30 protein-coding genes are annotated in these 25408 nt (G+C 63.0%); 16 read left to right on the top strand and 14 right to left on the bottom strand.

Annotated elements, in window-relative coordinates:
• Nucleotides 1-55: 55 nt before the first annotated feature.
• Together PVE35_RS04220 and PVE35_RS04215 are read right to left on the bottom strand one after the other, a co-directional pair.
• Nucleotides 56-1738: a fatty acid--CoA ligase gene (locus tag PVE35_RS04220; protein WP_277373905.1), complete on the bottom strand. Its 1683-nt coding sequence runs from the start codon at nt 1736-1738 to the stop codon at nt 56-58.
• Nucleotides 1739-1869: 131 nt separating this feature from the next.
• Nucleotides 1870-2499 (bottom strand): LysE family transporter, encoded by a 630-nt coding sequence (locus tag PVE35_RS04215; protein ID WP_268181533.1) that lies wholly within the window; start codon nt 2497-2499, stop codon nt 1870-1872.
• 79 nt (nt 2500-2578) lie between these two features.
• On the opposite strand from PVE35_RS04215, the gene PVE35_RS04210 reads away from it, so the two are divergent.
• The 4 genes from PVE35_RS04210 (at nt 2579) to PVE35_RS04195 (ending at nt 5956) form a co-directional block, all read left to right on the top strand.
• Nucleotides 2579-3544 (top strand): 2-hydroxyacid dehydrogenase, encoded by a 966-nt coding sequence (locus PVE35_RS04210; RefSeq protein WP_277373904.1) that lies wholly within the window; start codon nt 2579-2581, stop codon nt 3542-3544.
• Between the two features lie 30 nt (nt 3545-3574).
• Nucleotides 3575-4570: a class I SAM-dependent methyltransferase gene (locus PVE35_RS04205; protein WP_277373903.1), complete on the top strand. Its 996-nt coding sequence runs from the start codon at nt 3575-3577 to the stop codon at nt 4568-4570.
• A 251-nt stretch (nt 4571-4821) separates the two neighbouring features.
• Nucleotides 4822-5403 (top strand): TMEM165/GDT1 family protein, encoded by a 582-nt coding sequence (locus PVE35_RS04200; protein WP_277374848.1) that lies wholly within the window; start codon nt 4822-4824, stop codon nt 5401-5403.
• A 109-nt stretch (nt 5404-5512) separates the two neighbouring features.
• A complete protein-coding gene (locus PVE35_RS04195) occupies nt 5513-5956 on the top strand; it encodes a ketosteroid isomerase-related protein (protein ID WP_268181527.1) in 444 nt (147 codons plus the stop codon).
• Nucleotides 5957-5970: 14 nt separating this feature from the next.
• Here the strand turns inward: PVE35_RS04195 and PVE35_RS04190 are convergent, their stop codons facing one another.
• From PVE35_RS04190 to PVE35_RS04175, 4 genes are all read right to left on the bottom strand, one after another.
• Nucleotides 5971-6792, bottom strand: a complete 822-nt coding sequence (locus PVE35_RS04190; RefSeq protein WP_268181525.1) for a M48 family metallopeptidase — start codon at nt 6790-6792, stop codon at nt 5971-5973.
• Between the two features lie 257 nt (nt 6793-7049).
• Complete coding sequence (locus tag PVE35_RS04185) at nt 7050-7667, bottom strand: SOS response-associated peptidase (protein WP_277373902.1); 618 nt, start codon at nt 7665-7667, stop codon at nt 7050-7052.
• A 27-nt stretch (nt 7668-7694) separates the two neighbouring features.
• Nucleotides 7695-7955 carry a DUF2007 domain-containing protein gene (locus PVE35_RS04180; protein WP_277373901.1) on the bottom strand — a complete coding sequence of 87 codons (261 nt, stop codon included), beginning with the start codon at nt 7953-7955 and terminating at the stop codon, nt 7695-7697.
• Nucleotides 7955-8137: a CPXCG motif-containing cysteine-rich protein gene (locus tag PVE35_RS04175; protein ID WP_268181521.1), complete on the bottom strand. Its 183-nt coding sequence runs from the start codon at nt 8135-8137 to the stop codon at nt 7955-7957. Before PVE35_RS04175 ends, PVE35_RS04180 begins: the two co-directional genes overlap by 1 nt.
• Before the next feature lie 103 nt (nt 8138-8240).
• Between PVE35_RS04175 and PVE35_RS04170 the strand changes: the two genes are divergently transcribed.
• Entirely contained in the window at nt 8241-9404 is a 1164-nt protein-coding gene (locus tag PVE35_RS04170; RefSeq protein ID WP_277373900.1) for a 1-acyl-sn-glycerol-3-phosphate acyltransferase, read from the top strand.
• Nucleotides 9405-9465: 61 nt separating this feature from the next.
• On the opposite strand, the gene PVE35_RS04165 is transcribed toward PVE35_RS04170, so the two are convergent.
• On the bottom strand, nt 9466-9744 hold the full coding sequence (locus PVE35_RS04165; RefSeq protein ID WP_268181517.1) for a hypothetical protein: 279 nt from the start codon (nt 9742-9744) through the stop codon (nt 9466-9468).
• A 288-nt stretch (nt 9745-10032) separates the two neighbouring features.
• Between PVE35_RS04165 and PVE35_RS04160 the strand changes: the two genes are divergently transcribed.
• Nucleotides 10033-10239: a hypothetical protein gene (locus tag PVE35_RS04160; protein WP_268184187.1), complete on the top strand. Its 207-nt coding sequence runs from the start codon at nt 10033-10035 to the stop codon at nt 10237-10239.
• Nucleotides 10240-10299: 60 nt separating this feature from the next.
• Here the strand turns inward: PVE35_RS04160 and PVE35_RS04155 are convergent, their stop codons facing one another.
• Nucleotides 10300-10884 carry a YajG family lipoprotein gene (locus PVE35_RS04155; RefSeq protein WP_268181515.1) on the bottom strand — a complete coding sequence of 195 codons (585 nt, stop codon included), beginning with the start codon at nt 10882-10884 and terminating at the stop codon, nt 10300-10302.
• A 177-nt stretch (nt 10885-11061) separates the two neighbouring features.
• Here PVE35_RS04155 and PVE35_RS04150 point away from each other — a divergent pair, with 177 nt between their 5' ends.
• Nucleotides 11062-11295, top strand: coding sequence for a hypothetical protein (locus tag PVE35_RS04150; protein WP_277373899.1), 234 nt, complete (start codon nt 11062-11064; stop codon nt 11293-11295).
• A gap of 459 nt (nt 11296-11754) precedes the next feature.
• Entirely contained in the window at nt 11755-13254 is a 1500-nt protein-coding gene (gene mqo / locus PVE35_RS04145) for a malate dehydrogenase (quinone) (RefSeq protein WP_268181511.1), read from the top strand.
• 114 nt (nt 13255-13368) lie between these two features.
• Here the strand turns inward: mqo and PVE35_RS04140 are convergent, their stop codons facing one another.
• The 5 genes from PVE35_RS04140 to rplU form a co-directional block, all read right to left on the bottom strand.
• A complete protein-coding gene (locus PVE35_RS04140; protein WP_277373898.1) occupies nt 13369-13830 on the bottom strand; it encodes a CreA family protein in 462 nt (153 codons plus the stop codon).
• 10 nt (nt 13831-13840) lie between these two features.
• The gene (gene proB, locus PVE35_RS04135; RefSeq protein WP_277373897.1) at nt 13841-14959 is read right to left on the bottom strand and encodes a glutamate 5-kinase; all 1119 of its coding nucleotides are present in this window, start codon (nt 14957-14959) and stop codon (nt 13841-13843) included.
• An 81-nt stretch (nt 14960-15040) separates the two neighbouring features.
• Nucleotides 15041-16261 carry an Obg family GTPase CgtA gene (cgtA, locus tag PVE35_RS04130; protein ID WP_268181506.1) on the bottom strand — a complete coding sequence of 407 codons (1221 nt, stop codon included), beginning with the start codon at nt 16259-16261 and terminating at the stop codon, nt 15041-15043.
• Nucleotides 16262-16477: 216 nt separating this feature from the next.
• Nucleotides 16478-16735 (bottom strand): 50S ribosomal protein L27, encoded by a 258-nt coding sequence (rpmA, locus tag PVE35_RS04125; RefSeq protein ID WP_268181504.1) that lies wholly within the window; start codon nt 16733-16735, stop codon nt 16478-16480.
• Nucleotides 16736-16772: 37 nt separating this feature from the next.
• Nucleotides 16773-17084: a 50S ribosomal protein L21 gene (rplU, locus tag PVE35_RS04120; protein ID WP_159973539.1), complete on the bottom strand. Its 312-nt coding sequence runs from the start codon at nt 17082-17084 to the stop codon at nt 16773-16775.
• 350 nt (nt 17085-17434) lie between these two features.
• Here rplU and PVE35_RS04115 point away from each other — a divergent pair, with 350 nt between their 5' ends.
• Nucleotides 17435-18403, top strand: coding sequence for a polyprenyl synthetase family protein (locus tag PVE35_RS04115; protein WP_277374847.1), 969 nt, complete (start codon nt 17435-17437; stop codon nt 18401-18403).
• A gap of 131 nt (nt 18404-18534) precedes the next feature.
• Here PVE35_RS04115 and PVE35_RS04110 read toward each other — a convergent pair whose 3' ends face one another.
• Complete coding sequence (locus tag PVE35_RS04110) at nt 18535-19293, bottom strand: SDR family oxidoreductase (protein ID WP_277373896.1); 759 nt, start codon at nt 19291-19293, stop codon at nt 18535-18537.
• Nucleotides 19294-19402: 109 nt separating this feature from the next.
• Here PVE35_RS04110 and PVE35_RS04105 point away from each other — a divergent pair, with 109 nt between their 5' ends.
• The 7 genes from PVE35_RS04105 to PVE35_RS04075 all read left to right on the top strand — a co-directional run bounded on the left by PVE35_RS04105 (nt 19403) and on the right by PVE35_RS04075 (nt 25354).
• Complete coding sequence (locus PVE35_RS04105) at nt 19403-20131, top strand: DUF2470 domain-containing protein (RefSeq protein WP_277373895.1); 729 nt, start codon at nt 19403-19405, stop codon at nt 20129-20131.
• A gap of 286 nt (nt 20132-20417) precedes the next feature.
• Entirely contained in the window at nt 20418-20867 is a 450-nt protein-coding gene (locus PVE35_RS04100; RefSeq protein WP_268181498.1) for an FxsA family protein, read from the top strand.
• 235 nt (nt 20868-21102) lie between these two features.
• Nucleotides 21103-21396 carry a co-chaperone GroES gene (locus PVE35_RS04095; protein ID WP_021700385.1) on the top strand — a complete coding sequence of 98 codons (294 nt, stop codon included), beginning with the start codon at nt 21103-21105 and terminating at the stop codon, nt 21394-21396.
• A 47-nt stretch (nt 21397-21443) separates the two neighbouring features.
• Nucleotides 21444-23090, top strand: coding sequence for a chaperonin GroEL (gene groL, locus PVE35_RS04090; RefSeq protein WP_268181496.1), 1647 nt, complete (start codon nt 21444-21446; stop codon nt 23088-23090).
• A 137-nt stretch (nt 23091-23227) separates the two neighbouring features.
• Entirely contained in the window at nt 23228-23902 is a 675-nt protein-coding gene (locus PVE35_RS04085; RefSeq protein WP_277373893.1) for a lipopolysaccharide kinase InaA family protein, read from the top strand.
• A 132-nt stretch (nt 23903-24034) separates the two neighbouring features.
• Nucleotides 24035-24268 (top strand): hypothetical protein, encoded by a 234-nt coding sequence (locus PVE35_RS04080; protein WP_277373892.1) that lies wholly within the window; start codon nt 24035-24037, stop codon nt 24266-24268.
• Between the two features lie 354 nt (nt 24269-24622).
• Nucleotides 24623-25354 (top strand): carbonic anhydrase, encoded by a 732-nt coding sequence (locus PVE35_RS04075; protein WP_277373891.1) that lies wholly within the window; start codon nt 24623-24625, stop codon nt 25352-25354.
• Nucleotides 25355-25408: the final 54 nt, after the last annotated feature.

Raw genomic sequence — 25408 nt, 5'->3', positions numbered from 1 at the left:
AGCCAAACGCTTGTTTGACTGGGTAGTCACTTCTGCTACCCAGCTCCCACGCCCATTACAGAGTGGACAAAAAAGCACTCCCGGCTTGCTGCCAGTCGGTGATGTCCAGGCGAATGCGCTTCTTGTCCAGCTTTCCGACACTGGTCTTGGGAATTTCAGTAACAAGGGCGATCTGAGTGGGAATGGCCCACTTGTTGATATGGCCCTGTTCGACGAAAGGCTTGAGATGCTCCTTGAGCCCTTTGGCATCCAGCGTCTGGCCCTCGTACAGGACCAGCAGGGCGAAGGGCCGCTCACCCCACTGTGGATCCGCCACCCCTACCACGGCGACTTCGCGCACGGCCGAATGACGGCTGATCAGGTCTTCCAGCTCCAGCGAGGAGATCCACTCGCCGCCGGTCTTGATCACATCCTTGATGCGATCACGGATATCGATGACCCCCATCGCATCGAGCGTGGCCACATCCCCGGTGTGCAGCCAGCCATGCGCCCACAGCTCCTCGCCCTTCTCCGGTTCGCGGAAATACCCCTGTGTCAGCCAGGGCGCGCGCAATACCAACTCGCCCTGGGTTTCGCCGTCGCTGGGCAACAGCCGGCCCTCGCCATCCATGATGGCGGCCTCCACCAGGGGCACCGGGACGCCAGCCTTGATGCGGTAGGTGATGCACTCATCCTCGCTGCCTGCACGGAGTTCCTCGTTGAGATAGGCACAGGAAATCAGCGGGCAGGTTTCCGACATGCCATAGGCCGCCGTGAGCTGGATACCACGCGCCTTGGCGGCCTCGTACAGCGAACGGTTGAGGGCGCTACCGCCGATGATCATGCGCATGCCACCGAAGTCATGCCCCTGCGCCGAAGGCGCATTGAGCAGCATCTGCAGGATGGTGGGGACGCAGTGGGTGAAGTTGACCTTCTCCTGCTTGATCAGATGGCAGAGCATGTCCGGCTCGTAACGCCCCGGATAAACCTGCTTCACACCGAGCATGGTCGCCACGTAGGGCACGCCCCAGGCATGCACGTGGAACATGGGCGTGATCGGCATGTAGACATCGTCGTTGCCGAGCAGGCGGATGCTGTCCAGGGCACTGACGGTGGCAGCCATGGCCAGGGTATGCAGCACCAGTTGCCGGTGAGTGAAGTAGACCCCCTTGGGGTTGCCGGTGGTGCCAGTGGTGTAGAAGGTGGTGGCTACCGAGTTCTCGTCGAAATCGGCGAAATCGTAGCTCGGGCTGGCCGCTGCCAGCAGGCTTTCGTACTCACCGACCAGGTTCGGCAGCTCGCAGCTCTTGTCCTCGCCATCGGTGAGCAGCAGGGTCTTCTCCACCGTGGTCAGTTGCCCGGCGATGCCCTGATACAGCGGCACGAACTCGCTGTTGACCAGCACGAAGCGGTCTTCGGCGTGGTTCATGGTGTAGAGGATCTGATCCGGCGACAGGCGGATGTTGATGGTGTGCAGCACGGCCCCGAGCATGGGGATGGCGAACATGCATTCGAGGTAGCGGTGGCTGTCCCAGTCCATCACCGCCACGGTGTCACCGGCCTTGACCCCAGCCTCGCTGAGCACGTTGGCCAGGCGCGCCACGCGCTCGTTGAAGGTGGCATAGCTGTAACGCAGCTTGTCGCGGTAGACGATCTCGCGGGTTTTCTCGTAGCGACTGCCGGACAGCAGCAGACGCTTGATCAGCAAGGGGTATTCATGGGCATTGGCAGCCGCGGGGATGAGACGAGTCTGCAGCATGGAATCACCTTCTTGTGCACGAAAGGAATCACGGTCTGCTGCGACTTTAGAGCGCTACGCTTGCGACAGAATCATCCCAAAGAATGATTTGCGCCCCCAGCGCTCACTTTTTCCACCCCTGCGAACCTGGCTCAACGCATTTCGCTGAAGGCCAGCTTCACCCCGATGCCCACCAGCACCACGCCCATCAGCCGATCGAACCAATGGCCCATGCGGGCGAAGCCGGCGCGCACACGCGGCTGACTGAACAACCAGGCCACCAGACAGAACCAGGTCGCCGTGGCCAGCGCCAGGTAGAGGCCATAGCCAGCCTGGATCGACAGCGGCGTGTGCGGGTCGATCACCACGGTGAACAACGACAGGAAGAACAACGTGGCCTTGGGGTTCAGGCCATTGGTGACGAAACCGGTGACGAAGGCACCGCGCCCGCTGCGCGCCGCACCAGCCAGAGCCAGCTCGGCGGCGGCCGGATCGGCAGGCCGCGCGCGCAAGGCCTTGATACCGATATAGAGCAGATAGGCGGCCGCCAGCCATTTCAGGACATTGAACAGCATGATCGACTGCGACACGATGAGACCGATGCCCAGCAACGAATAGGTCACGTGCACCAGAATGCCGGCGCCTACCCCCAGCGCGGTGAATACCCCGGCACGTCGCCCATGGGCCACGCTCTCGCGCACCACGATGGCGAAATCCGGCCCTGGGCTGGCCACTGCCAGCAGATGGATCAGGGCAACGGTGAGAAATTCGGTCCAGTACATGGCGGCTCCGCAGCGGCATCGAAGGTCTGATAGGCTCGCCAATCTACTCCCGTGCCCTAGCTGCGAAAAGGTATAGCTGATGAGCAACAGCCCACGCGCCGTCTTTCTCGACCACGCCTCCCTCGACCTTGGCGACCTGGACATGCAGCCGCTGCGGCAGGCCTTCGCCGAGCTGACCCTGCATGCCCAGACGCAGTCGGATCAGGTCGCCGAACGCCTGCAGGGCGCGCAGGTCGCCATCAGCAACAAGGTGCCGCTGAACGCCGCCACCTTCGCCGCCTGCCCGGAACTGCAACTGGTGCTGGTCACCGCCACCGGCACCAACAACATCGACCTGCAGGCTGCCCGTGAGCATGGCGTGACCGTCTGCAACTGCCAGGGCTATGGCACACCGTCCGTGGCCCAGCACACCCTGATGCTGCTGCTCGCGCTGGCCACGCGCCTACCCGATTACCAGCGCGACATCGCCGCCGGCCGCTGGCAGCAGGCCAGCCAGTTCTGCCTGCTCGACCACCCCATCGTCGAACTCGAAGGCAAGACCCTCGGCCTGCTCGGCCATGGCGAGCTGGGCGGTGCCGTCGCGCGCCTGGCCGAAGCCTTCGGCATGCGCGTGCTGCTCGGCCAGTTGCCCGGCCGCCCAGCGCGCGCAGACCGCCTGGCGCTGCACGAACTGCTGCCGCAGGTCGATGCATTGACCCTGCACTGCCCGCTCAACGAACAGACCCGCAACCTGATCGGCGCCAACGAGCTGGCCCTGATGAAACCGCGCGCCTTTCTGATCAATACCGCGCGCGGCGGCCTGGTGGACGAGCAGGCCCTGGCCGATGCCCTGCGCCGTGGCCATCTGGGCGGCGCTGCCTGCGACGTGCTGCTGCAGGAGCCCCCGAAAGACGGCAATCCGCTGCTGGCCGCCGACATTCCAAGGCTGATCATCACCCCGCACAGTGCCTGGGGCAGCCAGGAAGCCCGCCAGCGCATCGTCACCCAGGTCGTGGAAAATGCCGCCGGCTTCTTCGCCGGTGCGCCGCTGCGTGTGGTCGGTTAAGCTGCGCAGCTTTTTCAGGCAGGTACCCCCATGGATCCGCGAAGCGAAGTTCTCCTGCGCCAGGCCGAGCTATTCGATGGCGAGCTGTTGCTGGCAGGACTGCCAGCCGACGACCTGCTCGGCGCCCTGCCGCAGGCGCACGGCTGGACTTGGCATGCCGGCGATCAGGCGCTCCTGGCCGCGCGCTTTCCCGGTCGCTGCCAGTTCGACGCGCAACACCCCCTAGGCGACTACCGCGCGGCCGTGCTGTTCCTGCCCAAGTCACGCGAACTGACCGATTACCTGTTGCAGGCACTGGCCTCGCGCCTGGCTGGACAACCGTTGTACCTGGTTGGCGAGAAACGCGGCGGCATCGAACGCGCAGCCAAGCAGCTCGCCGCCTATGGCAAGCCACGCAAGCTGGACAGTGCACGGCATTGCCAACTGTGGTGCGTGGAGGTCGAGCAGGCGCCGGCACAACCCGATCTGCAGAGCCTGGCCCAAACCTACACCCTGCCGCTGGCCGAAGGCCCACTGGAAGTCGTCACCCTGCCCGGCGTCTTCGCCCACGGTCGCCTGGATCGCGGCAGCGCCCTGCTGCTGGAACACCTGCAGGACATACCCAGCGGGCATTTGCTGGATTTCGGCTGTGGCGCCGGCGTACTCGGCGCGGTGCTCAAGCGCCGCTATCCAGGCAGCCAGGTGACCTTGCTGGATGTCGATGCCTTTGCCATCGCCAGCAGCCGCCTGACCCTGGCGCGCAACGGCCTGGAAGCCGAAGTGATAGCGGGTAGCGGTATCGAATCGGCTCCCGTGGAACTGAGCGCGATCATCAGCAACCCGCCGTTCCACCAGGGCGTGCATACCGACTACCAGGCCAGCGAAAACCTGTTGACCCAGGCCAAACGGCACCTGCGCGAGGGTGGTGAGCTGCGCCTGGTGGCCAACAGCTTCCTCAAATACCCACCCTTGATCGAGCGCCACCTCGGCCCCTGCCGCACCCTGGCCGAAGCCGAGGGCTTTCGCATCTACAGCGCGCGTCGCTGAATTGGGGTTGCCGCTAACGAGGCGCTTGGGCACAATGGCGCCCGTCCTAGGGGAGTAGTCTCCCGCGAGCGCTCTGCTCGCATGGCATGCGTCAACACACTTGCTCGGCAGAGCATGGCGCCTGCGACCCAAGGTCTCCTCAGAGAGACCTGCGGTTTGACAAGACCTATGACACGCACAACCTCACCCGGGGCGGGAAGGTCGTTCGTGTCATGAGCCGTGTCGACCCGCCCCCTGTAGGAACCCTGATGCTGGAATCCCTGTTCATCCCCACCGCAATCGTTGCCCTGGCCGAAATCGGCGACAAGACGCAACTGCTCGCGCTGCTGCTCGCTGCCCGCTTCCGCAGGCCCTGGCCAATCATCTGGGGGATAATCGCCGCCACCCTGGCCAACCATTTCGCCGCCGGCGCCATCGGTAACTGGGTCGCCAGCTTCTTCGCCCCCGCCACCCTCAGTTGGATCCTCGCCGCCAGCTTCGTCGCCGTGGCTCTCTGGACGCTGATTCCGGACAAGCTCGACGACGACGAAGCCTCCAACCTGAAGAAATACGGCCCCTTCCTCACCACCCTGATCGCCTTCTTCCTCGCCGAGATGGGCGACAAGACCCAGGTGGCCACGGTGATGCTGGCCGCGCAGTACCCCCATTTCATCCTGGTGGTGATCGGCACCACGCTGGGCATGCTGCTGGCCAACGTGCCGGTGGTGCTGGCCGGCAACTTCGCCGCCGACCGCTTGCCACTGACGCTGATCCGTCGCCTGGCGGCCTGCGCATTCGCTGCGCTGGCGCTGTATGCCGGCTATCAGGCCATGAAGCTCAGCGGGTTGATCTGACGCCTGGCCGGCGTCATTTCATCGTCATTTCGGCCAATTTCTGCCAGCCTCCACGGGATTAAAGTGCCAGCACTTCTACAAGGCTGGCACGCATGTTCCGGGAGGTTGCATGCCATTGGAAGACAAGAAGAAAATCGTGCGCCAGCACATCGAGCTGTCATGGAATCGCGGCCATCTGGCCCTCACCGAGCAACTGCACAGCAGCGACTTCATCTACAAGAGCTCCTTCACCGGCCAGGCCCTCGACAGCGCCGGCTTCAGCAAACTGGTGCAGGAAATCCGCCACGCCATGCCGGATCTGCAGGTCGTGGTCGAGGAATGCATCGGTGAGGGCAACAAGGTCTGCACCTGGAGCACGCTGATTGGCACCATCACCCGCCCGGCCCTGGGTTACCCAGCCAGCGACAGGGTGTTGAGCATTTCCGCCATGGCCTTCTGGACACTCAACCATGGCAACGAAATCCAGGAAATCTGCACCATGTTCGACATGGAAACCTTCCGCGCCCAACTCGGCCTGAACAACCGCCCGCTGGCGGAAAAAGCGCTGCCCTGAGGCAGCGCCTTTTCTCAGCGGCCAGCCTTGGCTTGTTCGTAAAGCGGCATAACCTTGGGAATCGCCGCCTGCAGCGAAGCGATACGACTGCTGGAAGCCGGGTGCGTGCTCATGAACTCCGGCGGCGCGCTACCGCCGGCCGCTTCCATCTTCTTCCATAGCGAGATCGCGGCATTGGGGTCGTAACCGGCGCGAGCCGCCAGCTCCAGGCCGATCAGATCCGCCTCGTTCTCGTTGGCACGGCTATTGGGCAGGGTCAGGCTGTACTGCACCACGGTGTCGGCGAGCGCCAGGCTGTCCTCGCCGAGCCCCAGCAAGGCGCTTGCGCCCTGCTTGGCCATGGCGATGCCGTAGGCCTTGGACATCGCCTCACGACTGTGCTCACGCAGGGCATGAGCCATCTCGTGGCCCATGATCGCGGCAATCTCGTCGTCGCTCAGCTTGAGCTTGTCGATGATGCCGGAATAGAAAATGATCTTGCCGCCCGGCCCGCAGTTGGCATTGAGTTCGGGACTCTTGATCAGGTTGACCTGCCAATCCCAGTTGGCCGCATCCGGGCGGAAACGCGGCGCTTGCGGAATCAGGCGGTTGGCCACGGCCTGCAGGCGTTTGGCATCCTGGCTGGTCTTGTCGAGCAAGCCCTTGCTCGACGCCTCGCTGAGGGTCTGCTGATAGGACTGCGCGTACATCTGGTTGACCTCATCGGCCGACAGCATGCTGAACATGTATTGCTTGCGCTCGACACCCACCGCACCACCGCTGGTGGTATTGACCGCCTGACAACCCGCCAGCAACAGCGCAGCGGCCAACCCAGCCAAGCTAAGAGACTTGTTCATCCGGGACTCTCCATAAGACCAAGCCCGTATATTAGGGTCTGTTGCCGTTTCGACGCGAGCCGCGTGCGAAACGGCAACAGATCCTAGGTCGCGACCTCGGCGCAGGCAGTCGCATGATGGCCAGAGACAGTCCATGCCAATGCCGAGCTGACCAGGCTGGCCGAACAGCAGCGCCACCTGATCAACCAATTCAAGGCATTATTCATGGGCGATGGCGCGCTCACCAGCAAGCCAGGATCACGTCTGCAAGCACGTATTCAGGCGGGCGTCAGGCACTCCGGCGCATCCAGCTTGGGGTCGTTGACCAGGGTGGCCAGGGCGCGCTCGCGCAGCACACCTGACGGCCTGCTCAACAGTGCTTGCAATGCCTGTGGCGAAGCCTGCGGATCCAGCCACAGTGCCTGCTCCTCGTCACTGAGGATCAGCGGGCGGCGTTGCGAAGCCGCCGCGCAGGTGACCAGCGCCACGCTCAGGTACTCGTGACCGGCCACCGGGTAACGCTCCCACAGCCCGGCGAAATACAGGATCGACGCCTCGCTGGTGACCCAGTAAGGCCGCTTGCGCCCCGCCCCGCGCCACTCGTAGAAGCCATTGGCCGGGATCAGGCAGCGGCGCTCGCGAAAAGGCTCGCGAAACATCGGCTGGCTGGCCAGGCTCTCGGCGCGCGCATGCGCCGGGCTCTTCGACAGATCCTCCAGCCAGGCCGGCGTCAGCCCCCAGCGCCCGCGCGCCACTTCCTGCCCGCCCTTGCCAGCACGCAGCATCAGCACCTGGCTGCCCGGCGCCAGGTTCCAGTGCGGCTGCTGGTCAGCGGGAAAGCCGGGCAGCGCGGCGAAAGCGGGCGACCAGCGAAACAGGGCGTAACGTCCACACATGAAACGACTCGACAGGCAGAGGGCGCATCAGCATAGCAACACGCCCTGGAACGACTCCGGCTCGTCACCGGGTAAAGGTTGCGCGGCATTGTACTCGGCGACCAGCGCACGCGCCCGTTCGGCGTCGGCATCAGCGACCATCAGCCCCAGCAGGCCACAGACCGGCAACTCCCCCACAGCCCCCGCCAGGTGCTCGCCAAGCAGATGCGCAGCCACGCCCTCGCTGGCCAGCATATCCACCAGCAACTGGGCTTCCAGCAGATTTTCCGGCTCGTAGATTCGCTGCATCAGTCATTCTCCGCGCGCACATCCAGCGTCCAGTATTCACCGTCGGTACGCAGCTCGAACTCGATGGGCCGGCAGCACACCGGGCAATCCTCGATATAGGCCTGATCACCGGCAGACAGATCGAGCAGCGTCTCCACCGGCTCCCCACAGTAGGGGCAGGTATAGGCCTCGGTTTCCAGCATCGCGGCCTCCTTGTGACTTGGCGCTATAATCGCCGGTCTATTGCTGATCCTGCCTGGCAGGCTTGCACACCTTCTAACCATAGCCGTTCCAGAACAAGAGAGCATGATGGGCGTATTCGATGCCATCCGACCTTATGCCGATGACGAAGTGCGCCCCGTACTGGCGCGCCTGCTCGCCGATCCGGCGTTTCTCGGTACCCTCACCCGCTTCCGTTTCCCCCGCCTGGCCGGGCCGCTGGGCTGGCTGCTCAAGCCGCTGATCGCCGCACGCCTGCGCACCGAGCTGGCCGGGATCGACTCGGTGCGCAAGCTGCAGGAAAAAATCGAGCCCTACCTCGACCGCAGCATCGAGCAGGCCACCGACGGCATCACCTATTCCGGGCTGGAAGGCCTGCAGGCAGGCAAGCCCTATCTGTACCTGGCCAACCACCGTGACATCGTCATGGATCCGGCCTTCGTCAACTACGCCGTCTACCATGCCGGCCTGCAGACGCCACGTATCGCCATCGGCGACAACCTGCTGCAGCGCCCCTTCGTCAGCGACCTGATGCGCCTGAACAAGAGCTTCATCGTGCATCGCTCGATCAGCAACCGCCGCGAGAAGCTGGCGGCATACCAGTTGCTCTCGGCCTACATCAACCACTCGATCCTCGAAGATGGCGAGTCGATCTGGATCGCCCAGGCCGAAGGCCGCGCCAAGGACGGTGACGACCGCACCGACTCGGCCATCCTCAAGATGTTTCACATGAGCCGCAAGGAGGCGCCGTTCGCCGAGGTCATCGACTCGCTCAACCTGATCCCGGTGTCGATCAGCTACGAGTACGACCCCTGCGACCAGGCCAAGGCGCGTGAGCTGTGCATCCGTGCCGCCACTGGCAGCTACACCAAGGCAGCGGGCGAGGACGACGCCAGCATCGCCCTCGGCATCACCGGCTACAAGGGCCGCGTGCACCTGCACTTCGGCGCGCCGGTAACGGGCTTCGAGGACAGCAAGCAACTGGCCCAGGAGATGGATCGGCGGATTCTCGGCCACTACCGCCTGTTCCCGGTGCACTACCTGGCCTACGCCATGTGGCAGGAACGCGACCCCGCGCTAAAGGTGCCCGAGGCCCGCGAGCTGTTCGGCGCCGCCGAACTGGCCGCAGCCGAGGCCGAGTGGCAAAAGCGCCTGGCCGCCTGCAGCGCAGAGGAGAAACCCTACCTGATCCTGCAGTACGCCAATCCAGTGCGTAATCAGTACCGGATCAAGGCCGGCCTGCCGCTCTGAGCGGTGTGCAGATGCGAAAACGGCAGCCCGAGGGCTGCCGTTCTTCTTTATGTTCGCCGGATCACAAGCGCGTGCTGTACCACGACAGCAGCAGAGCGCCGAGCAGGCACAGCGCACCGAACTGGTAGAAGAAGCGATTGATGCGCAGGGTGCGCGCATCGAAGCCATCGACCATCTCCTGCCCCTCGCCCTCGGTCAGCATACGCGCCAGGCCGCGCTGCTCGCGCAGACGCGTCATCACCCACAGCCAGCCACCAGCTACTGCGAAGAACAACGCCAGACCATTGATTGCCATAGCGGGATAAGCAAGCAACAACGCCCAGAAGGCCTGCAGAGACATGCCACTACACCTCGGTAACTACATCGGTGCAACCCAGGCTCAGGCGCACCAAAACGGGGAAATTCCGCATGCTTCGGGCGCCAGGGCCCCTTCCGTACAGCGGCGCAAAACGTCGCGCAGTGTACTGAAAAGCCGCTTTTAGATAGATCCTTTCCGACGAACGTAAGCGACTATCACGAATTCGTCTGAAAACCGTCATGAGACTGGCCTAGGGTTTGAATCACTTGATGTGACTTACCAGTCATGACCGTGCCCAAGCGCACCTCAACGTCCCAGGAGGACACCACCATGCTCAACCCGCAACCTCTAGATCGTGATTACCTGATCGACTCGCTGGATGAAGTGGAAGCCGTGGTCGACGAACTGTCTTTCAACGTACAAGACCAGCACTGGCTGGTGTATTGCGCTCTGGGTGGCCATGAACACTATGACCTGCCGGACATCGACAACCGCACCGGCATGAGCCTGCCTGAGATGTATCAGGAAGCGGCCTGACTGCCCTGCACGCAAATGAAAACGCCCCGCGATGCGGGGCGTTTGCGTTTCTGCGCTCTGTTACTGAGACAGAATCTGGCCGATGGTCGGATCCTTGAAGGCGCGGGTCAGCGCATCGCTGAGCACGTCCCCCACCAGCTTGGTGTTGGTCTGCTGGTTCGGCGCCGTCCCGAAACGCTGGTTCAGCGAAGCCCCGTATCGACCGGTGTAGCGACGGGTGGCGTTCTGTACGTCAGCTCGGATGGAGGCGGAGATATCGGCCTCGGTGACGTACAGCCCCTCCTTGGGCGACTGGTACTTGAGATCGGCCAGGGTGATGGTCAGTTGCGGGGCGTTGTAGGCATTGGGCGACGGGGTGAAGCCAAGCAGACGTACCGCAGCCTCGGCCTCGGCCTGCAGCTTCGGCAGCACGTACTCGCTGCTGACACTGATGGCACTGGTTTCCGGATACAGGCCACCACGGGTGCCAAGCACCGGCGAGGAACGACCATCGACCACCCGCACCACCACCGGCTGCCCTTGACCGACCGGGGTCAGCGAACTGGTGAGCTTGGGTTGCGGGGTGAGTTGCTGAGGGCTGAGGGCACAACCGGCCAGGGTCAGGCTGGCGGCGGCAAGCAGGGCGAACAACGCACGATGCAGCATGCTCGATCTCTCCGAGAGGGGTGGCAAGAAAGTGGCAGGCAGTATACCCACAGGGGGCGGGTGCCAACAGCCATGCGCGTAGCATCCGACCACCCAGCGGACATGCCGGTTCCTGTCATCAGGCTGTCACCCGCTTCCGGCATAAAATGCGGACAGCCATTATTCAGGATGTTCGCCATGCTGTCCCTGCGCCGCCTGTTCACCCCACGCAAGCCACTGCGCCACTTCGCCCTGCTGGATGCGCAAGGCATCTGCCGCGCCTTGCGCCAGTGCGAGCAACCGCCAGAAGGCGGTCGCTGGGTGGAAGTCAGCGAATCACGCATGTCCTGGCTCGGCAGCGCTCTGCCTGCCAGTGCTCGTCTGATGCCCGCCAGCCGACAGGCGCGAGCCACCAGCCCGTTGGCCGCCTGACCGAGTCGAGAATAAAAGTCACGCCGGACGCTCAATTTCGCTTCATTCATCGCTATAATCACGCCCCGATTATAAGGACGCCTCCTGATCGGGCCGCAGCATCCCGCCGATGCAACATTCTCGGCTTCCCCTCTCAGAGAGTCGCCCACTTCGAGCTGCCATCCGGTAGCCGCTCTCAGCCCCCCCACCTATACGCCTGCACCTGTGCGAACTCAGGATACGCAGGCTGAAACAGGCCGGAGCTGACGAGCTTTTGAGGTTCGCCGTTCCAAAAGAACGCGATAAAACGGGTTTAACAACTTCACAAGAGTGTGGCGAAGACATGAACGAACGTGCGTCTGTTGAAATGAGCCTTGACCCTCCCCATCACTTGGCCAGGCGTAGCGCCTGAGCCCACGGCATGCCACGGCAGGCCAGTAGGCCGGCCCATCTGGTGCAGTATTTCTTGGAGAGAGGTTAATGGCGCATAACGATTACCAAAGCGTAGATGTGGTGCTGGTTGGCGCCGGCATCATGAGTGCGACCCTGGGCGTGCTGCTCAAGGAGCTCGATCCCGGTCTCACCCTGGAGGTGCTGGAGCTGCGCGAGTCTGGCGCGGTGGAAAGCTCCAACCCCTGGAACAACGCAGGTACCGGTCATGCCGCCCTGTGCGAACTGAACTACACCCCGGAAGGCACCGATGGCAGCATCGACATCAAGAAGTCGGTGACCATCAACACCCAGTTCGAGGAATCCAAGCAGTTCTGGGCCTACCTGGTGGAGAAAGGCGCGATCCACTCGCCGAAATCCTTCATCAACCCGGTGCCGCACATGAGCTTCGTGCGTGGCAACAAGGGTATCGCCTTCCTCAAGAAGCGTTTCGAGGCGCTGCGTCAGCACCATGCCTTCGAGCACATGGAATACACCGAGGATCGCGCCACCATCGACGCCTGGACGCCGCTGCTGCTGCCTGGCCGTGACCCCAGCGAGCCGCTGGCCATGACCCGCGTGGAAGCCGGTACCGACGTCAACTTCGGCGCGGTCACCGAGCAGATGCTCGACTACCTGATCACCCTGCCGAACGCCAAGGTCACCTGCAATCAGAAGGTCACCGACCTCGAGCGTGACGGCGACGGCTGGTTGGTGGACATCAAGGACACCCGCTCCGGTGCTACGCGCAAGCTCAAGAGCCGCTTCGTCTTCCTCGGTGCCGGCGGCGGTGCGCTGCCCTTGCTGCAGCTCTCCGGCATTCCGGAAGGCAAGGGCTTCGGCGGCTTCCCGGTCAGCGGCCAGTGGCTGCGCTGCGACAACCCGGAAATCGTCAAACAGCACCAGGCCAAGGTCTACAGCCAGGCCGCCGTGGGCTCGCCGCCCATGTCGGTGCCGCACCTCGACACCCGTGTGGTCGACGGCAAGAAATCCCTGCTGTTCGGCCCCTACGCCGGCTTCACCACCAAGTTCCTCAAGCATGGCTCGTTCATGGATCTGCCGCTTTCGGTACGCCCCAACAACCTCGGCCCGATGCTGGCGGTGGCGCGCGACAACATGGACCTGACCCGCTACCTGATCAAGGAAGTGATGCAGTCCGAAGCGAAGCGTCTGGAAACCCTGCGCGGCTTCTACCCCGAGGCCAAGGCCGAGGACTGGCGCCTGGAAGTGGCCGGTCAGCGCGTGCAGATCATCAAGAAGGATCCGAAGAAAGGTGGCATCCTGCAGTTCGGCACCGAACTGGTGGCCGCCGCGGACGGCAGCATCGCCGCTCTGCTCGGCGCTTCGCCAGGTGCCTCGGTGACCGTGTCGATCATGCTCGACCTGATCCATCGCTGCTTCCCCGAACAGGCCAAGAGCGAAAGCTGGACGAGCAAGCTGGGCGAGATCTTCCCGGCCCTGGCCGACGTCCTGGCCAAGGACGCCGAGCGTTACCGTGAAGTGCAGGCACAATCGAACCAGCGCCTGCAGTTGGACGTGCCCAGCGCCTGACAGGCCTGCATGAAAAAACCGCCCTCCGGGGCGGTTTTTTATTTAGACGTAGAGTGCGCCCGCCCCATGCCTGAACTGGTGCGCACAGCGCACCCTACGGCTACTACAAGCGCATCAAGGCTTGCCCCAGGGCAGGATCGGGATGGCGGTCACCGCGTTCTGTGGGCTGCCCTCGATCACCCGATCGCTGTAGACCAGATACACCAGGGTGTTGCGCTTGGCATCGAAGAAACGCACCACCTGCATGGTCTTGAACACCAGCGAGGTGCGCTCCTTGAACACCTCCTCGCCGTCCTCGAGCTTGCCCTTGAATGCAATGGGGCCAACCTGACGGCAGGCGATGGAAGCCTCGGCGCGATCCTCGGCCAAGCCCAGGCCGCCCTTCACCCCGCCGGTCTTGGCCCGCGACAGGTAGCAGGTCACGCCCTCGACCTTGGGATCGTCGAAGGCCTCGACGACGATCTTGTCGTTCGGCCCCAGCCACTTGAACACCGTCGACACCTCGCCGATGGTCTCGGCCAGCGCCAGGCTGGGCAGCATCAGCAGGCTCAGCACACACCCCTTGAACAGACGCATTCCTTATCTCCTAGACGAGAATCAGATTATCCCGATGCACCAGCTCGGGCTCATCCACATAACCCAGCAATTTCTCGATGGCATCGGATGGCTGACCGATGATCTTCTGCGACTCCAGCGCACTGTAGTTGGCCAGGCCACGGGCGATCTCACGGCCTTGCTGATCGACGCAAACCACCATCTCGCCACGGCGGAAGCTGCCCTGTACGGCCTTCACCCCCACCGGCAGCAAGCTCTTGTGATCCTGCTTGAGCGCCTTGACCGCACCGGCGTCCAGCACCAGGGTGCCACGAGTCTGCAGATGGCCGGCCAGCCACTGCTTGCGCGCCGCCAACAGGCCACGCTCGGGCGCCAGCAAGGTGCCCAGGCGCTCACCGGCCTTGAGCCGCGCCAGCACCTGCTCGATGGCGCCACCGACTATCACCGTGTGCGCCCCGGAGCGCGCCGCCAGGCGCGACGCGCGCAGCTTGGTCTGCATACCGCCACGCCCCAACGCTCCACCCACGCCCCCGGCTACGGCGTCCAGTGCCGGGTCGTCGGCGCGGGCCTCGGAAATCAGCTCGGCATCGGGATTGTGGCGCGGGTCGGCGTTGTACATGCCGTCGCGGTCGGTAAGGATCACCAGCAGGTCAGCTTCCACCAGGTTGGCCACCAGCGCGGCCAGGGTGTCGTTGTCGCCGAAGCGAATCTCGTCGGTGACCACGGTGTCGTTCTCGTTGATCACCGGGATCACGTCGAGGTTCACCAGGGTGCGCAGGGTACTGCGCGCGTTGAGGTAGCGCTTGCGGTCGGACAGGTCATCGTGGGTCAGCAGAATCTGCGCGGTACGCCGGTTGTGCTCGGCGAAGCTCGATTCCCAGGCCTGCACCAGCGCCATCTGGCCGATGGCAGCAGCGGCCTGCAGTTCGTGCATCGCACTAGGTCGGCTGCTCCAGCCCAGACGGCTCATACCGGCCGCCACCGCACCGGAGGACACCAGCACCAGCTCCACGCCCTGCTCGCGCAGTGCGACCATCTGCCTGACCCACACCGCCATGGCGGCACGATCCAGGCCGCGCCCATCGGCAGTCAGCAGTGCACTGCCGATCTTCACCACCCAGCGCTTCGCGCCGGTCACCTTGTCACGCATGATCTTCCAACCTTAGCCAGAAAACGATGGGTTCCAACCCACCTACAAAAACGCCGCAATTAAGCGGCGTTGGAAATTTGCTTAATCCCGGACGTAGATGATTTCCGGGCCATCGTCGTCTTCATCATCGAAGAAGTCGTCGTCCTCGTCGATCTCATCGACACTGCGCACGCCCGATTTACGCAACGCTCGCTGGTCATCCATGGCTTGCAGACGAGCCCGCGCCTCGTCCTCGATGCGCTGATCCAGCTCAGCCAACTGCTCGGCGAAGAGCGGATCCTCGGCGATGCGCTCACCACGCACTTCCAGGTAATGCATGATGTCGCGGCAGATACGCTCGGTGCCGTCGCGACTGATGGCCGACACCACATACACCGGGCCTTCCCAATTCAAGCGGGCGACGATATCGGCCTTGCGCGCCTCGCGCTCTTCTTCGGGAATCTGATCCATCTTGTTCAGCACCAGCCAGCGATCCCGCTCGGCCAGCGCCGGGCTGAAACGCGCCAGCTCTTCGATGATCACCTGTGCGGCTTCGGCCGGATCGCTCTCGTCCAGCGGCGCCATATCCACCAGGTGCAGCAGCAGGCGGGTACGCGCCAGGTGCTTGAGGAAGCGAATACCCAGGCCGGCACCTTCCGAGGCGCCCTCGATCAGGCCGGGAATGTCGGCAACGACGAAGCTCTTGAAGCGGTCGACGCTGACCACCCCCAGGTTCGGCACCAGGGTGGTGAAGGGGTAGTCGGCGACCTTCGGCTTGGCGGCCGATACAGCACGGATGAAGGTGCTCTTGCCGGCATTGGGCAGGCCCAGCAGACCGACATCGGCCAGCACCTTTAGCTCCAGCTTGAGATCACGCTGATCACCCGGTTTGCCCGGCGTGGTCTGCCGTGGCGCGCGGTTGGTGCTGGACTTGAAGCGGGTGTTGCCCAGGCCGTGCCAGCCACCCTGGGCGACCATCAGGCGCTGACCGGGCTTGACCAGATCACCGATCACTTCCTGAGTGGCGACGTCGATCACAGTGGTGCCCACCGGCACCGGCAGGATCAGATCCTCGCCCTTGGCCCCGGTGCAATCGGTGCTGCCGCCTTTCTCGCCGTTCTGGGCGAAGAATTTGCGGGTGTAGCGGTAGTCGATCAGGGTATTGAGGTTCTCGTCGGCCTCGAGGAACACCGAGCCACCGTCACCACCATCGCCCCCGTTGGGGCCGCCCTTCTCGATGAACTTCTCGCGGCGGAAGCTCATCATGCCGTTACCGCCGTCACCGGCTTTTACAAATATCGATACTTCGTCGACGAATTTCATCAGTCTGCCTCCCGCGTCATCAGCGGGCTGGGGGAACGCTTGCCGAATCATCCAGAACTAGCGGATTGGGCAAGCGCACCAAAGATACACAAATAAAAAAAACGCCTGGAGCGTTTTTTGACGTCGCCGGCGACGGCCCGGAGGGTTGCCGCCATGGATGGCGAGCCAATAAAAAAGCCCCGTCCTACGGACAGGGCTTTTCCAGCGCGTAGGCGATTAGGCCTGAACGACGCTCACGTAGCGACGGCCGAAAGCGCCCTTCACTTCAAACTTGATCACGCCTTCGACTTTGGCGAAGAGGGTGTGATCCTTGCCCATGCCCACGCCGACGCCGGCATGGAACTGGGTGCCGCGCTGACGCACGATGATGTTGCCGGCCTTGATGACCTGACCACCGTACATCTTCACGCCAAGGCGTTTACTTTCAGAATCGCGGCCGTTACGGGTAGAACCGCCAGCTTTTTTGTGTGCCATGAGTCAATACTCCTATAAAGGGATCGGGGCCGACGAATCAGGCCTGGATGCCGGTGATTTTGATCTCAGTGAACCACTGACGGTGGCCCTGACGCTTCATGTGGTGCTTACGACGGCGGAACTTGATGATGCGAACCTTGTCGTGACGGCCTTGCGAAACGACTTCGGCGACCACTTTGGCACCGTCTACGACCGGGGCGCCGATCTTGACATCGTCGCCATTGGCAACCAGCAGAACGCGATCGAAGGTGATGGCTTCACCGGTGGCGACTTCGAGTTTCTCGACTTTCAGGAACTCGCCTTCGGCAACCTTGTATTGCTTGCCACCGGTAACAATTACTGCGTACATGGTAAATCTCCGTTGATCCTGCTCACCCAGCGCTTTAGAAGCATGATTATTGGCTGGCATGGCTGCTCGGGGCCGGAAGTGACACCCTTGCAATTGCGTAAGGCAGGGAAATGCCCAGGGGGAAGTTCAGGGTGCGCGATTGTACGCAAGCGGCAGGCAAGCTGCAAGCTGCAAGACGGATGGCCGCCCCCTGCAAGCTAAGCCAGTGTATCGGCAGAGCGACCGAGCGATGTCAAGCACCTGCCCAGCTTTTCTTGAAGCTTGCCGTTTGAGGCTTGGAGCTGCTTCCTTGACAGCCCATACCCTGCCACCTAGCATGCCGCGCAGTTTAGAAGGAGTGTGCCTTGTCGATGCAACCCCAGGCTTTTTACCGCGTGGTAGCGGACGATTTCACCGCCGTCGATGGCATCATTCGCCAGCAGGTGGTCTCGCGCGTGCCGCTGGTGGAAAAGATCGGCGACTATATCATCTCCGCCGGAGGCAAGCGCCTGCGGCCGCTGCTGGTGCTGCTCAGCGGTCGCGCTCTGGGCTACCAGCATGACGATCTGCGCCTGCTGGCCGCCACCATCGAATTCCTGCACACCGCCACCCTGTTGCACGACGACGTGGTCGACATGTCCGACATGCGCCGTGGCCGCAGCACCGCCAACGCCCAGTGGGGCAATGCACCCAGCGTGCTGGTGGGTGACTTCCTCTATTCCCGCTCGTTCGAGATGATGGTGCAGCTCGGCTCCATGCCGGTGATGAAGATTCTCTCCCACGCCACCCGCGTTATCGCCGAGGGCGAAGTGCTGCAACTGTCCAAGGTGCGCGACGCCAGCACCACGGAAGACACCTATATGGAAGTCATCCGCGCCAAGACCGCGATGCTGTTCGAGGCGTCGACCCACTCCGCCGCTGCCCTGGCCGGCGCCAGCGAAGCCCAGCGCGAGGCGCTGCTCACCTTCGGTGACCGCCTCGGCGTGGCCTTCCAACTGGTCGACGACCTGCTCGACTACAAGGGCGATGCCGCCGAGCTTGGCAAGAACGTCGGTGACGACCTGGCCGAAGGCAAGCCGACCCTGCCGCTGATCTACACCATGCGCGAAGGCAGCGAAGAGCACGCTGCCCTGGTGCGCCGCGCCATCCAGAAAGGTGGCATCGAGAATCTGGAGAGCATCCGCGCCGCCGTGGAAGCCTCCGGTGCCCTGGACTACACCGCCCAGCTCGCCCGCGACTACGCCGAAGCCGCCATCACCTGCCTCGACGCACTGCCAGCCGGTGAATACCGCGACGCCCTGATCGAACTCAGCCGCTTCGCCGTGGCGCGCACGCACTGAGCCATGCGGCGGTGCGCACAGCGCACCCTACAGAAAAAACAGAACGCCGCCCGTAGGGTGCGCTGCGCGCACCATCAGCCACAAACAAAAACGCCCCGAACCAGTCGGGGCGTTTTTCGTTCAGGTGCCGCTTACAAACGAATACCCCCATCGAGCTCGAGAATGCGCCCGGTGTAGTAATCGTTTTCCAGGATATAGGCCACCGAGTGCGCGATTTCGACCGGCTTGCCCATGCGCTTGAGCGGAATGCCGGCGGTCATCTTCTCCAGCGCCTCGGGCTTCATGCTGGCGGTCATCTCGGTTTCGATGAAGCCTGGCGCCACGCCTGCCACGCGGATGCCGTAGCGCGCCAGCTCCTTGGCCCAGACCACGGTATCGGCGGCGACACCGGCCTTGGCGGCGGAGTAGTTGGCCTGGCCCATGTTGCCAGCACGGGAAATGGAAGAAATGTTGACGATCGCGCCTTCGTTCTTCAGCTCGATCATCTTCGCCGCCACTTCGCGGGTGCAGAGGAACACGCCGGTAAGGTTGACGTCGATCACCGCCTGCCACTGCGCCAGGCTCATCTTGGTCATTTCGCCGTCCTTGACCTTGATGGTCAGGCCGTCACGCAGGATCCCGGCGTTGTTGACCAGGCCGTTGATGGCACCGAAGTCCTCGGCCACCTGAGCCACCATGTGGGTGACCTGCTCTTCATTGGCCACGTTGCACAGGTAAGCCCGGGCATCGCCACCAGCAGCCTTGCAGGCAGCCACGGCCTCGTCGAGCTTCTCCTGGTTCAGATCGACCAGCGCCAGCTTGGCACCTCTGGCGGCCAGGTATTCGCCCATGGCACGCCCCAGCCCCTGGCAACCACCGGTGATGATGATGACTTTGTCTTTCAGTTGCATGGCTTATATCCCCTCGAAGTAACAGCATCAATCAACCCCGCCGGAGCCCTGAAGCGCTATGCTAGAGCGTCTGTCCGTTTATGACGGATCTTCTGCGAGGAGTCATAAGGTGAGCGTGAAAGCTGGCAAGCATGCACGAGAATTACTGCTCAAGGAATACCGTGGCGTGCTCAGTACCCATTCCAAGGCCATGCCCGGTTTTCCCTTCGGCTCGGTAGTCCCCTACTGCCTGGATGCCCAGGGCCATCCTCTCATCCTCATCAGCCGTATCGCCCAGCACACCCACAACCTCAAGCAGGACGCCAAGTGCTCACTGCTGATCGGCGAGCGCGGCGCAGAGGATGTGCAGGCAGCCGGCCGCCTCACTCTGCTCGCCGAAGCACGACAGTTGCATGACGAAGAGCAGATCGAAGCGGCCGCACAGCGTTATTACCGCTTTTTCCCCCAATCGCGCGACTACCACCGGGCGCATGACTTCGATTTCTGGCGCCTGGAACCGGTGCGCTGGCGCTTCATCGGGGGTTTTGGCGCCATCCACTGGCTCGACGAGGTGGCGTTGGCCAACCCCTTTGCCGCCGATGGCAGTGAAGCCGGCATGGTCGAGCACATGAATGCCGACCATGCCAGCGCCATCGCTCATTACGTACAACTGGCCGGCCTGCCTGCGCATGAACCCGCAGAGATGGCAGGTGTCGACTGTGAAGGCTTCCACCTGCGTATCGGCCAGAGCCTGCACTGGCTGGCCTTTCCGACACCTTGCAACACTCCCGGGCAGGTGCGCGAAGCCCTGGTGATGCTGGCCCGGGCCGAGCAATGGCCACAATCGACAGCCTCTTGAGGGCGTCTCTAAAAATGTAGGCGAGGCAGCCAGCACAAGACGCAACGACCAACGGGAGTAACAGCCAAAGGCTGGCCCGAAGGGTGAGCGCCAGCGAATCAAACAAGCGAAAAACGGCCGGGGTCGCGACCGACTTTACGAGTTGTAAATGAGCATTTTGAGCTTGTTTTTAACGCGGTGCTGGCAACGCAGGTAGTTTTTAGAGACGCTCTTCAGCTTGAATTCAGGCCACTACCCCATACTTACTCCTCATTGGAAGCTTGCTTCCGCCTAGGACTTCAAAGCCATGCGTGCCTTTCTGTTTCTGTTCCTGCTGTTCCCCATCATCGAACTGGCCGTGCTGATCAAGGTGGGCAGCGCCATCGGCGTACTGCCGACGATTCTGCTGGTGATCGGTACCGCCGTACTCGGCAGCGTGCTGCTGCGCGTGGCCGGTGTCGCCACCGCCTGGCGCGCCCGGGAAAAACTGGCCCGCGGCGAGATGCCCGAGCAGGAAATGCTCGAAGGCCTGCTGATCGCCGTCGGCGGTGGCCTACTGCTGCTGCCGGGCTTCATCAGCGACATCTTCGGCGTACTCTGCCTGATCCCCTTCACCCGTCGCCTGCTGGTGGGCAAGATCCGCCGCCGCGCCGAGGAACAGGCCCTGCGCCAACGCGCCTTCTTCGACGATGCCGCCGCCCGCGCCGGCAAGACCCATCCCAACGTGCTCGAAGGCGAGTACGAGCGTCGCGACTGATCCCTCCCACGGGCGCCCATTCGCGGCGCCCGCGTTGTAAAAAATTTTCATCCCGCCCCTTGAAATGCCCTGACCCGCCCACATGTAGCAGTCACCGCAAGGTGCCTGCCCATCGAGGCAGTCCGACTTTCGCGGTACGCCCAGCGTGCCGCTCCCGGCCTAGCCGGATTTTACAAACCCGCCGCCCAAGCAAGGGTCGGCAAGTTGGCCATTCAATTGTTAGGAGAGATCGACAATGAAGCTTCGTCCTCTGCATGACCGCGTCGTGATCCGTCGCAGCGAAGAAGAGACCAAAACCGCTGGCGGCATCGTGCTGCCGGGCTCGGCTGCCGAGAAGCCGAACCAGGGTGAGGTCGTTGCCGTCGGTACCGGTAAGGTTCTGGACAACGGCGAAGTACGTCCGCTGGCCGTCAAGGTTGGTGACAAGGTGGTATTCGGCCCCTACTCCGGCAGCAACACCGTCAAGGTTGACGGCGAAGACCTGCTGGTCATGGGCGAGCACGAAATTCTCGCCGTCATCGAAGCCTGATTCCCGCGAATCTCTGCATAACCGTCAAGAATTGAGGAGCTCTCAACATGGCTGCTAAAGAAGTCAAATTCGGCGATTCCGCCCGCAAGAAAATGCTCGTTGGCGTCAACGTCCTGGCTGACGCAGTAAAAGCCACCCTCGGCCCGAAAGGCCGTAACGTGGTACTGGCCAAATCCTTCGGCGCCCCGACCATCACCAAAGACGGTGTTTCGGTTGCCAAGGAAATCGAACTGAAAGACGCCTTCGAGAACATGGGCGCGCAACTGGTCAAAGACGTTGCCTCCAAGGCCAACGACGCTGCCGGTGACGGCACCACCACCGCTACCGTTCTGGCTCAGGCCATCGTCAACGAAGGTCTGAAGTCCGTCGCTGCCGGCATGAACCCGATGGATCTGAAGCGCGGCATCGACAAGGCCACCACCGCCATCGTCGCCCAACTGAAAGAGCTGGCCAAGCCGTGCACCGACTCCAAGGCCATCGCTCAGGTCGGCACCATCTCCGCCAACTCCGACAGCTCCATCGGTGACATCATTGCTGAAGCCATGAACAAGGTCGGCAAGGAAGGCGTCATCACCGTCGAAGAAGGCTCGGGCCTGGAAAACGAACTGTCCGTGGTAGAAGGCATGCAGTTCGACCGTGGCTACCTGTCCCCCTACTTCATCAACAAGCCGGACACCATGGTCGCCGAGCTGGACAGCCCGCTGCTGCTGCTGGTCGACAAGAAGATCAGCAACATCCGCGAACTGCTGCCGGTGCTGGAAGCCGTTGCCAAGGCTGGCCGTCCGCTGCTGATCGTGGCCGAGGACGTCGAAGGCGAAGCCCTGGCGACTCTGGTGGTCAACAACATGCGCGGCATCGTCAAGGTTGCTGCCGTCAAGGCTCCGGGCTTCGGCGACCGTCGCAAGGCCATGCTGCAGGACATCGCCATCCTCACCGGCGGTACCGTGATCTCCGAAGAAGTCGGCCTGTCCCTGGAAAGCGCCACTCTGGAGCACCTGGGTAACGCCAAGCGCGTCGTGCTGAACAAGGACAACACCACCATCATCGATGGTGCTGGTGCCCAGGCCGACATCGAAGCCCGCGTTGCGCAGATCCGCAAGCAGGTCGAAGAAACCTCTTCCGACTACGACAAAGAGAAACTGCAAGAGCGTCTGGCCAAGCTGGCTGGCGGTGTTGCCGTGATCAAGGTTGGCGCTGCCACCGAAGTCGAGATGAAAGAGAAGAAAGCCCGCGTCGAAGACGCCCTGCACGCCACCCGCGCTGCAGTGGAAGAAGGCGTGGTACCTGGCGGTGGCGTAGCCCTGGTGCGTGCTCTGCAGGCCATCGAAAGCCTGAAGGGCGACAACGAAGACCAGAACGTCGGTATCGCTCTGCTGCGCCGCGCTGTCGAAGCGCCGCTGCGTCAGATCGTGGCCAACGCTGGCGGCGAGCCGAGCGTCGTGGTCGACAAGGTCAAGCAGGGTTCGGGTAACTTCGGCTTCAACGCCGCGACCGACACCTACGGCGACATGATCGAGATGGGTATTCTCGACCCGGCCAAGGTGACCCGTTCGGCGCTGCAGGCTGCTGCCTCCATCGGCGGCCTGATGATCACCACCGAGGCCATGGTAGCCGACGCGGCTGACGACAAGGCTCCGGCCATGCCTGACATGGGTGGCATGGGCGGTATGGGTGGCATGGGCGGCATGATGTAAGCCGACCGGCTCCCTCGCTTCTAAAAGAACCCCGCGCTTGTCGCGGGGTTTTTTATGGACGCAGGAATGGTCTTTGCTTTAGTTTTCGTGCACGGCCGTTCAGGCTTCTTACGATACTCAAGCAGAAGAACAACAATATGACGGTGACTTATCAGCACGCCTTCCAGCACTGGTGGCAGCGCCAGGGTGACTGGGTCGAAGCACCCAATGTCCGTCGCAGTGGCGAAAGTGGCGTACAACGCCTGCTGGATGAAGACGGCGTGTTCTACGCCAAACGCCAGATCGGCCATATCTACCGCAGCCTGCTGCACCCCAAGGGGCGCCCTACCGTTCTGCGCGAGCGCAGCGCCCTGGTTGCTCTGAAAGAGCTGGGTGTCCCCGTACCACGCCTGGTCTATTGCGGCGTCGAACATGATCCGCAGCAGGGCTGGCGCGGCATGTTGGTGACTGAAGCCCTGGTGGGCTTCGAGCACATCGAGCAATGGTATGCCCAGGGTGGACACGAAGCCTGCGGCGAGGCGCAGCATGCCCGCCTGCTGCAACAGATCGGTGCAACCCTGGCGCGCATGCACCTGGGCCGCTGGCAACACGGCTGCCTGTACGCCAAGCATGTCTTCGTGCGCATGGATGGCGAACGCCCCCAGGTCGCCCTGCTCGATCTGGAAAAAAGCCGCCGCCGCCTCACTCGACGCCAGGCAGCCCATCATGACCTGCGCCAACTGCGCCGCCACAGCCCGTGGAACGATGCCGACTGGGCACAATTGCTCGCTGGCTATGCCCAGGTGTATCCCGGCGGTCTGAAAAATCTCTGAGTGGCTCGAATAAGCGTTATCGTGCTGCCTCTCTCGCCAACGGGCAACCGTTCGTCAGGAAACGCTTGAAGTTCGCCAGTTTCGGCTAGGGTTACCCAGACACGCTCGCCGTACTTTCAAAGGGTTAGCAAGATGAAACTAGAAATCGCTAGAGGTCTGTTCTTCGCTGCTGCCCTGGGTGTCACGGCAGTGGCGGCAGCCGCCTGGCAAGAACCCGGCCCGCGCGTGCTGGATGCCCGCGACTGCAGCACGGCCCCGTGCCCCATCGCTCCGGTTCGCAAACAGGTGCAAACCGAGCTGGAACCGGACGCCAACCTCCTGCTGCTGATGTTCGGCCTGCAAGCGGCCATGAAGGGCGAGCAGTAACGCCACGCCATACCGCCGGTCGGATGGGGCTCAAGCGTCCCCCAGGGTAGGCCGGTAAGCCGGCCGCTCATAGCGCCAGCGAACAGCCCAGCGGAATGCCCCAGCTCCGCTGCTCTCCCGACGCATCTCCTCCCTCCAACACTTTGAACGGCGCACTGTTCGCTGCGCTTCTGAGTGCGCCCTACCGATGACTCGCACGCCCACAAAACGGCCGCATAGTGGCGTTTTAGAGCCGCGCGGTTCAGTTTTGGTTAAGTAAGAATCCTTATCGTTGCTCCGGAAGTGACCGACAGGTCACAGGCGTTTGGTCAGCAGTCGAGAACGTCACTCAGGAAAATGACAGGAGATGCAACGATGAACTCAACCGCTACCCGAACCGACAACACCCTGCGCCCCGTACCCAAGGATCAGGCCCAGGCTGCCCTGCATCAGTTGGTACAGGGCTTTCGGCGCTTTCGTCAGGAGGTCTACCCACAGCAGCAGGCGCTGTTCAAGCGCCTGGCTTCGGCACAAGCACCCAGCGCCATGTTCATCACCTGCGCAGACTCGCGCATCGTCCCCGAACTGATCACCCAGAGCGACCCCGGCACCCTGTTCGTCACCCGTAACGTGGGTAACGTGGTGCCGCCCTATGGGCAGATGAACGGCGGCGTCTCCACTGCCATCGAGTACGCGGTGCTCGCACTCGGCGTAAAGCACATCATCGTCTGCGGCCACTCCGACTGTGGTGCGATGAAAGCCGTGCTCAACCCCGCCAGCCTCGACGGCATGCCCACGGTGCGCGCCTGGCTGCGCCACGCCGAAGTGGCACGCAGCGTCGTGGCGGACAACTGCAGTTGCGGCAGCGCCCATGAAACCCTCGGCGTGCTGACCGAAGAAAACGTCGTCGCCCAGCTCGACCACCTGCGCACCCACCCCTCGGTCGCCGCGCGCCTGGCCAGCGGCCAGTTGCACATCCACGGCTGGGTCTACGACATCGACAGCGGCGGCATCCGTGCCTATGACGCCGCCTCGGGCAGCTTCCTGCCGCTGGATGGCGACGAGCAGCCCTGCGCCACCCCGCAACCGCGCTACGCCAGCGCCTGACGTTCCACTCTCTGGCTCCCGGCCCACAAGGCCGGTGGGCACCCTTTTGCCAGG

Origin of the sequence: Pseudomonas sp. AA-38 (genome assembly GCF_029457475.1) — a bacterium.
Taxonomy (GTDB): Bacteria; Pseudomonadota; Gammaproteobacteria; order Pseudomonadales; family Pseudomonadaceae; genus Aquipseudomonas.
This window is presented reverse-complemented; position numbering and strand designations above follow the sequence as displayed.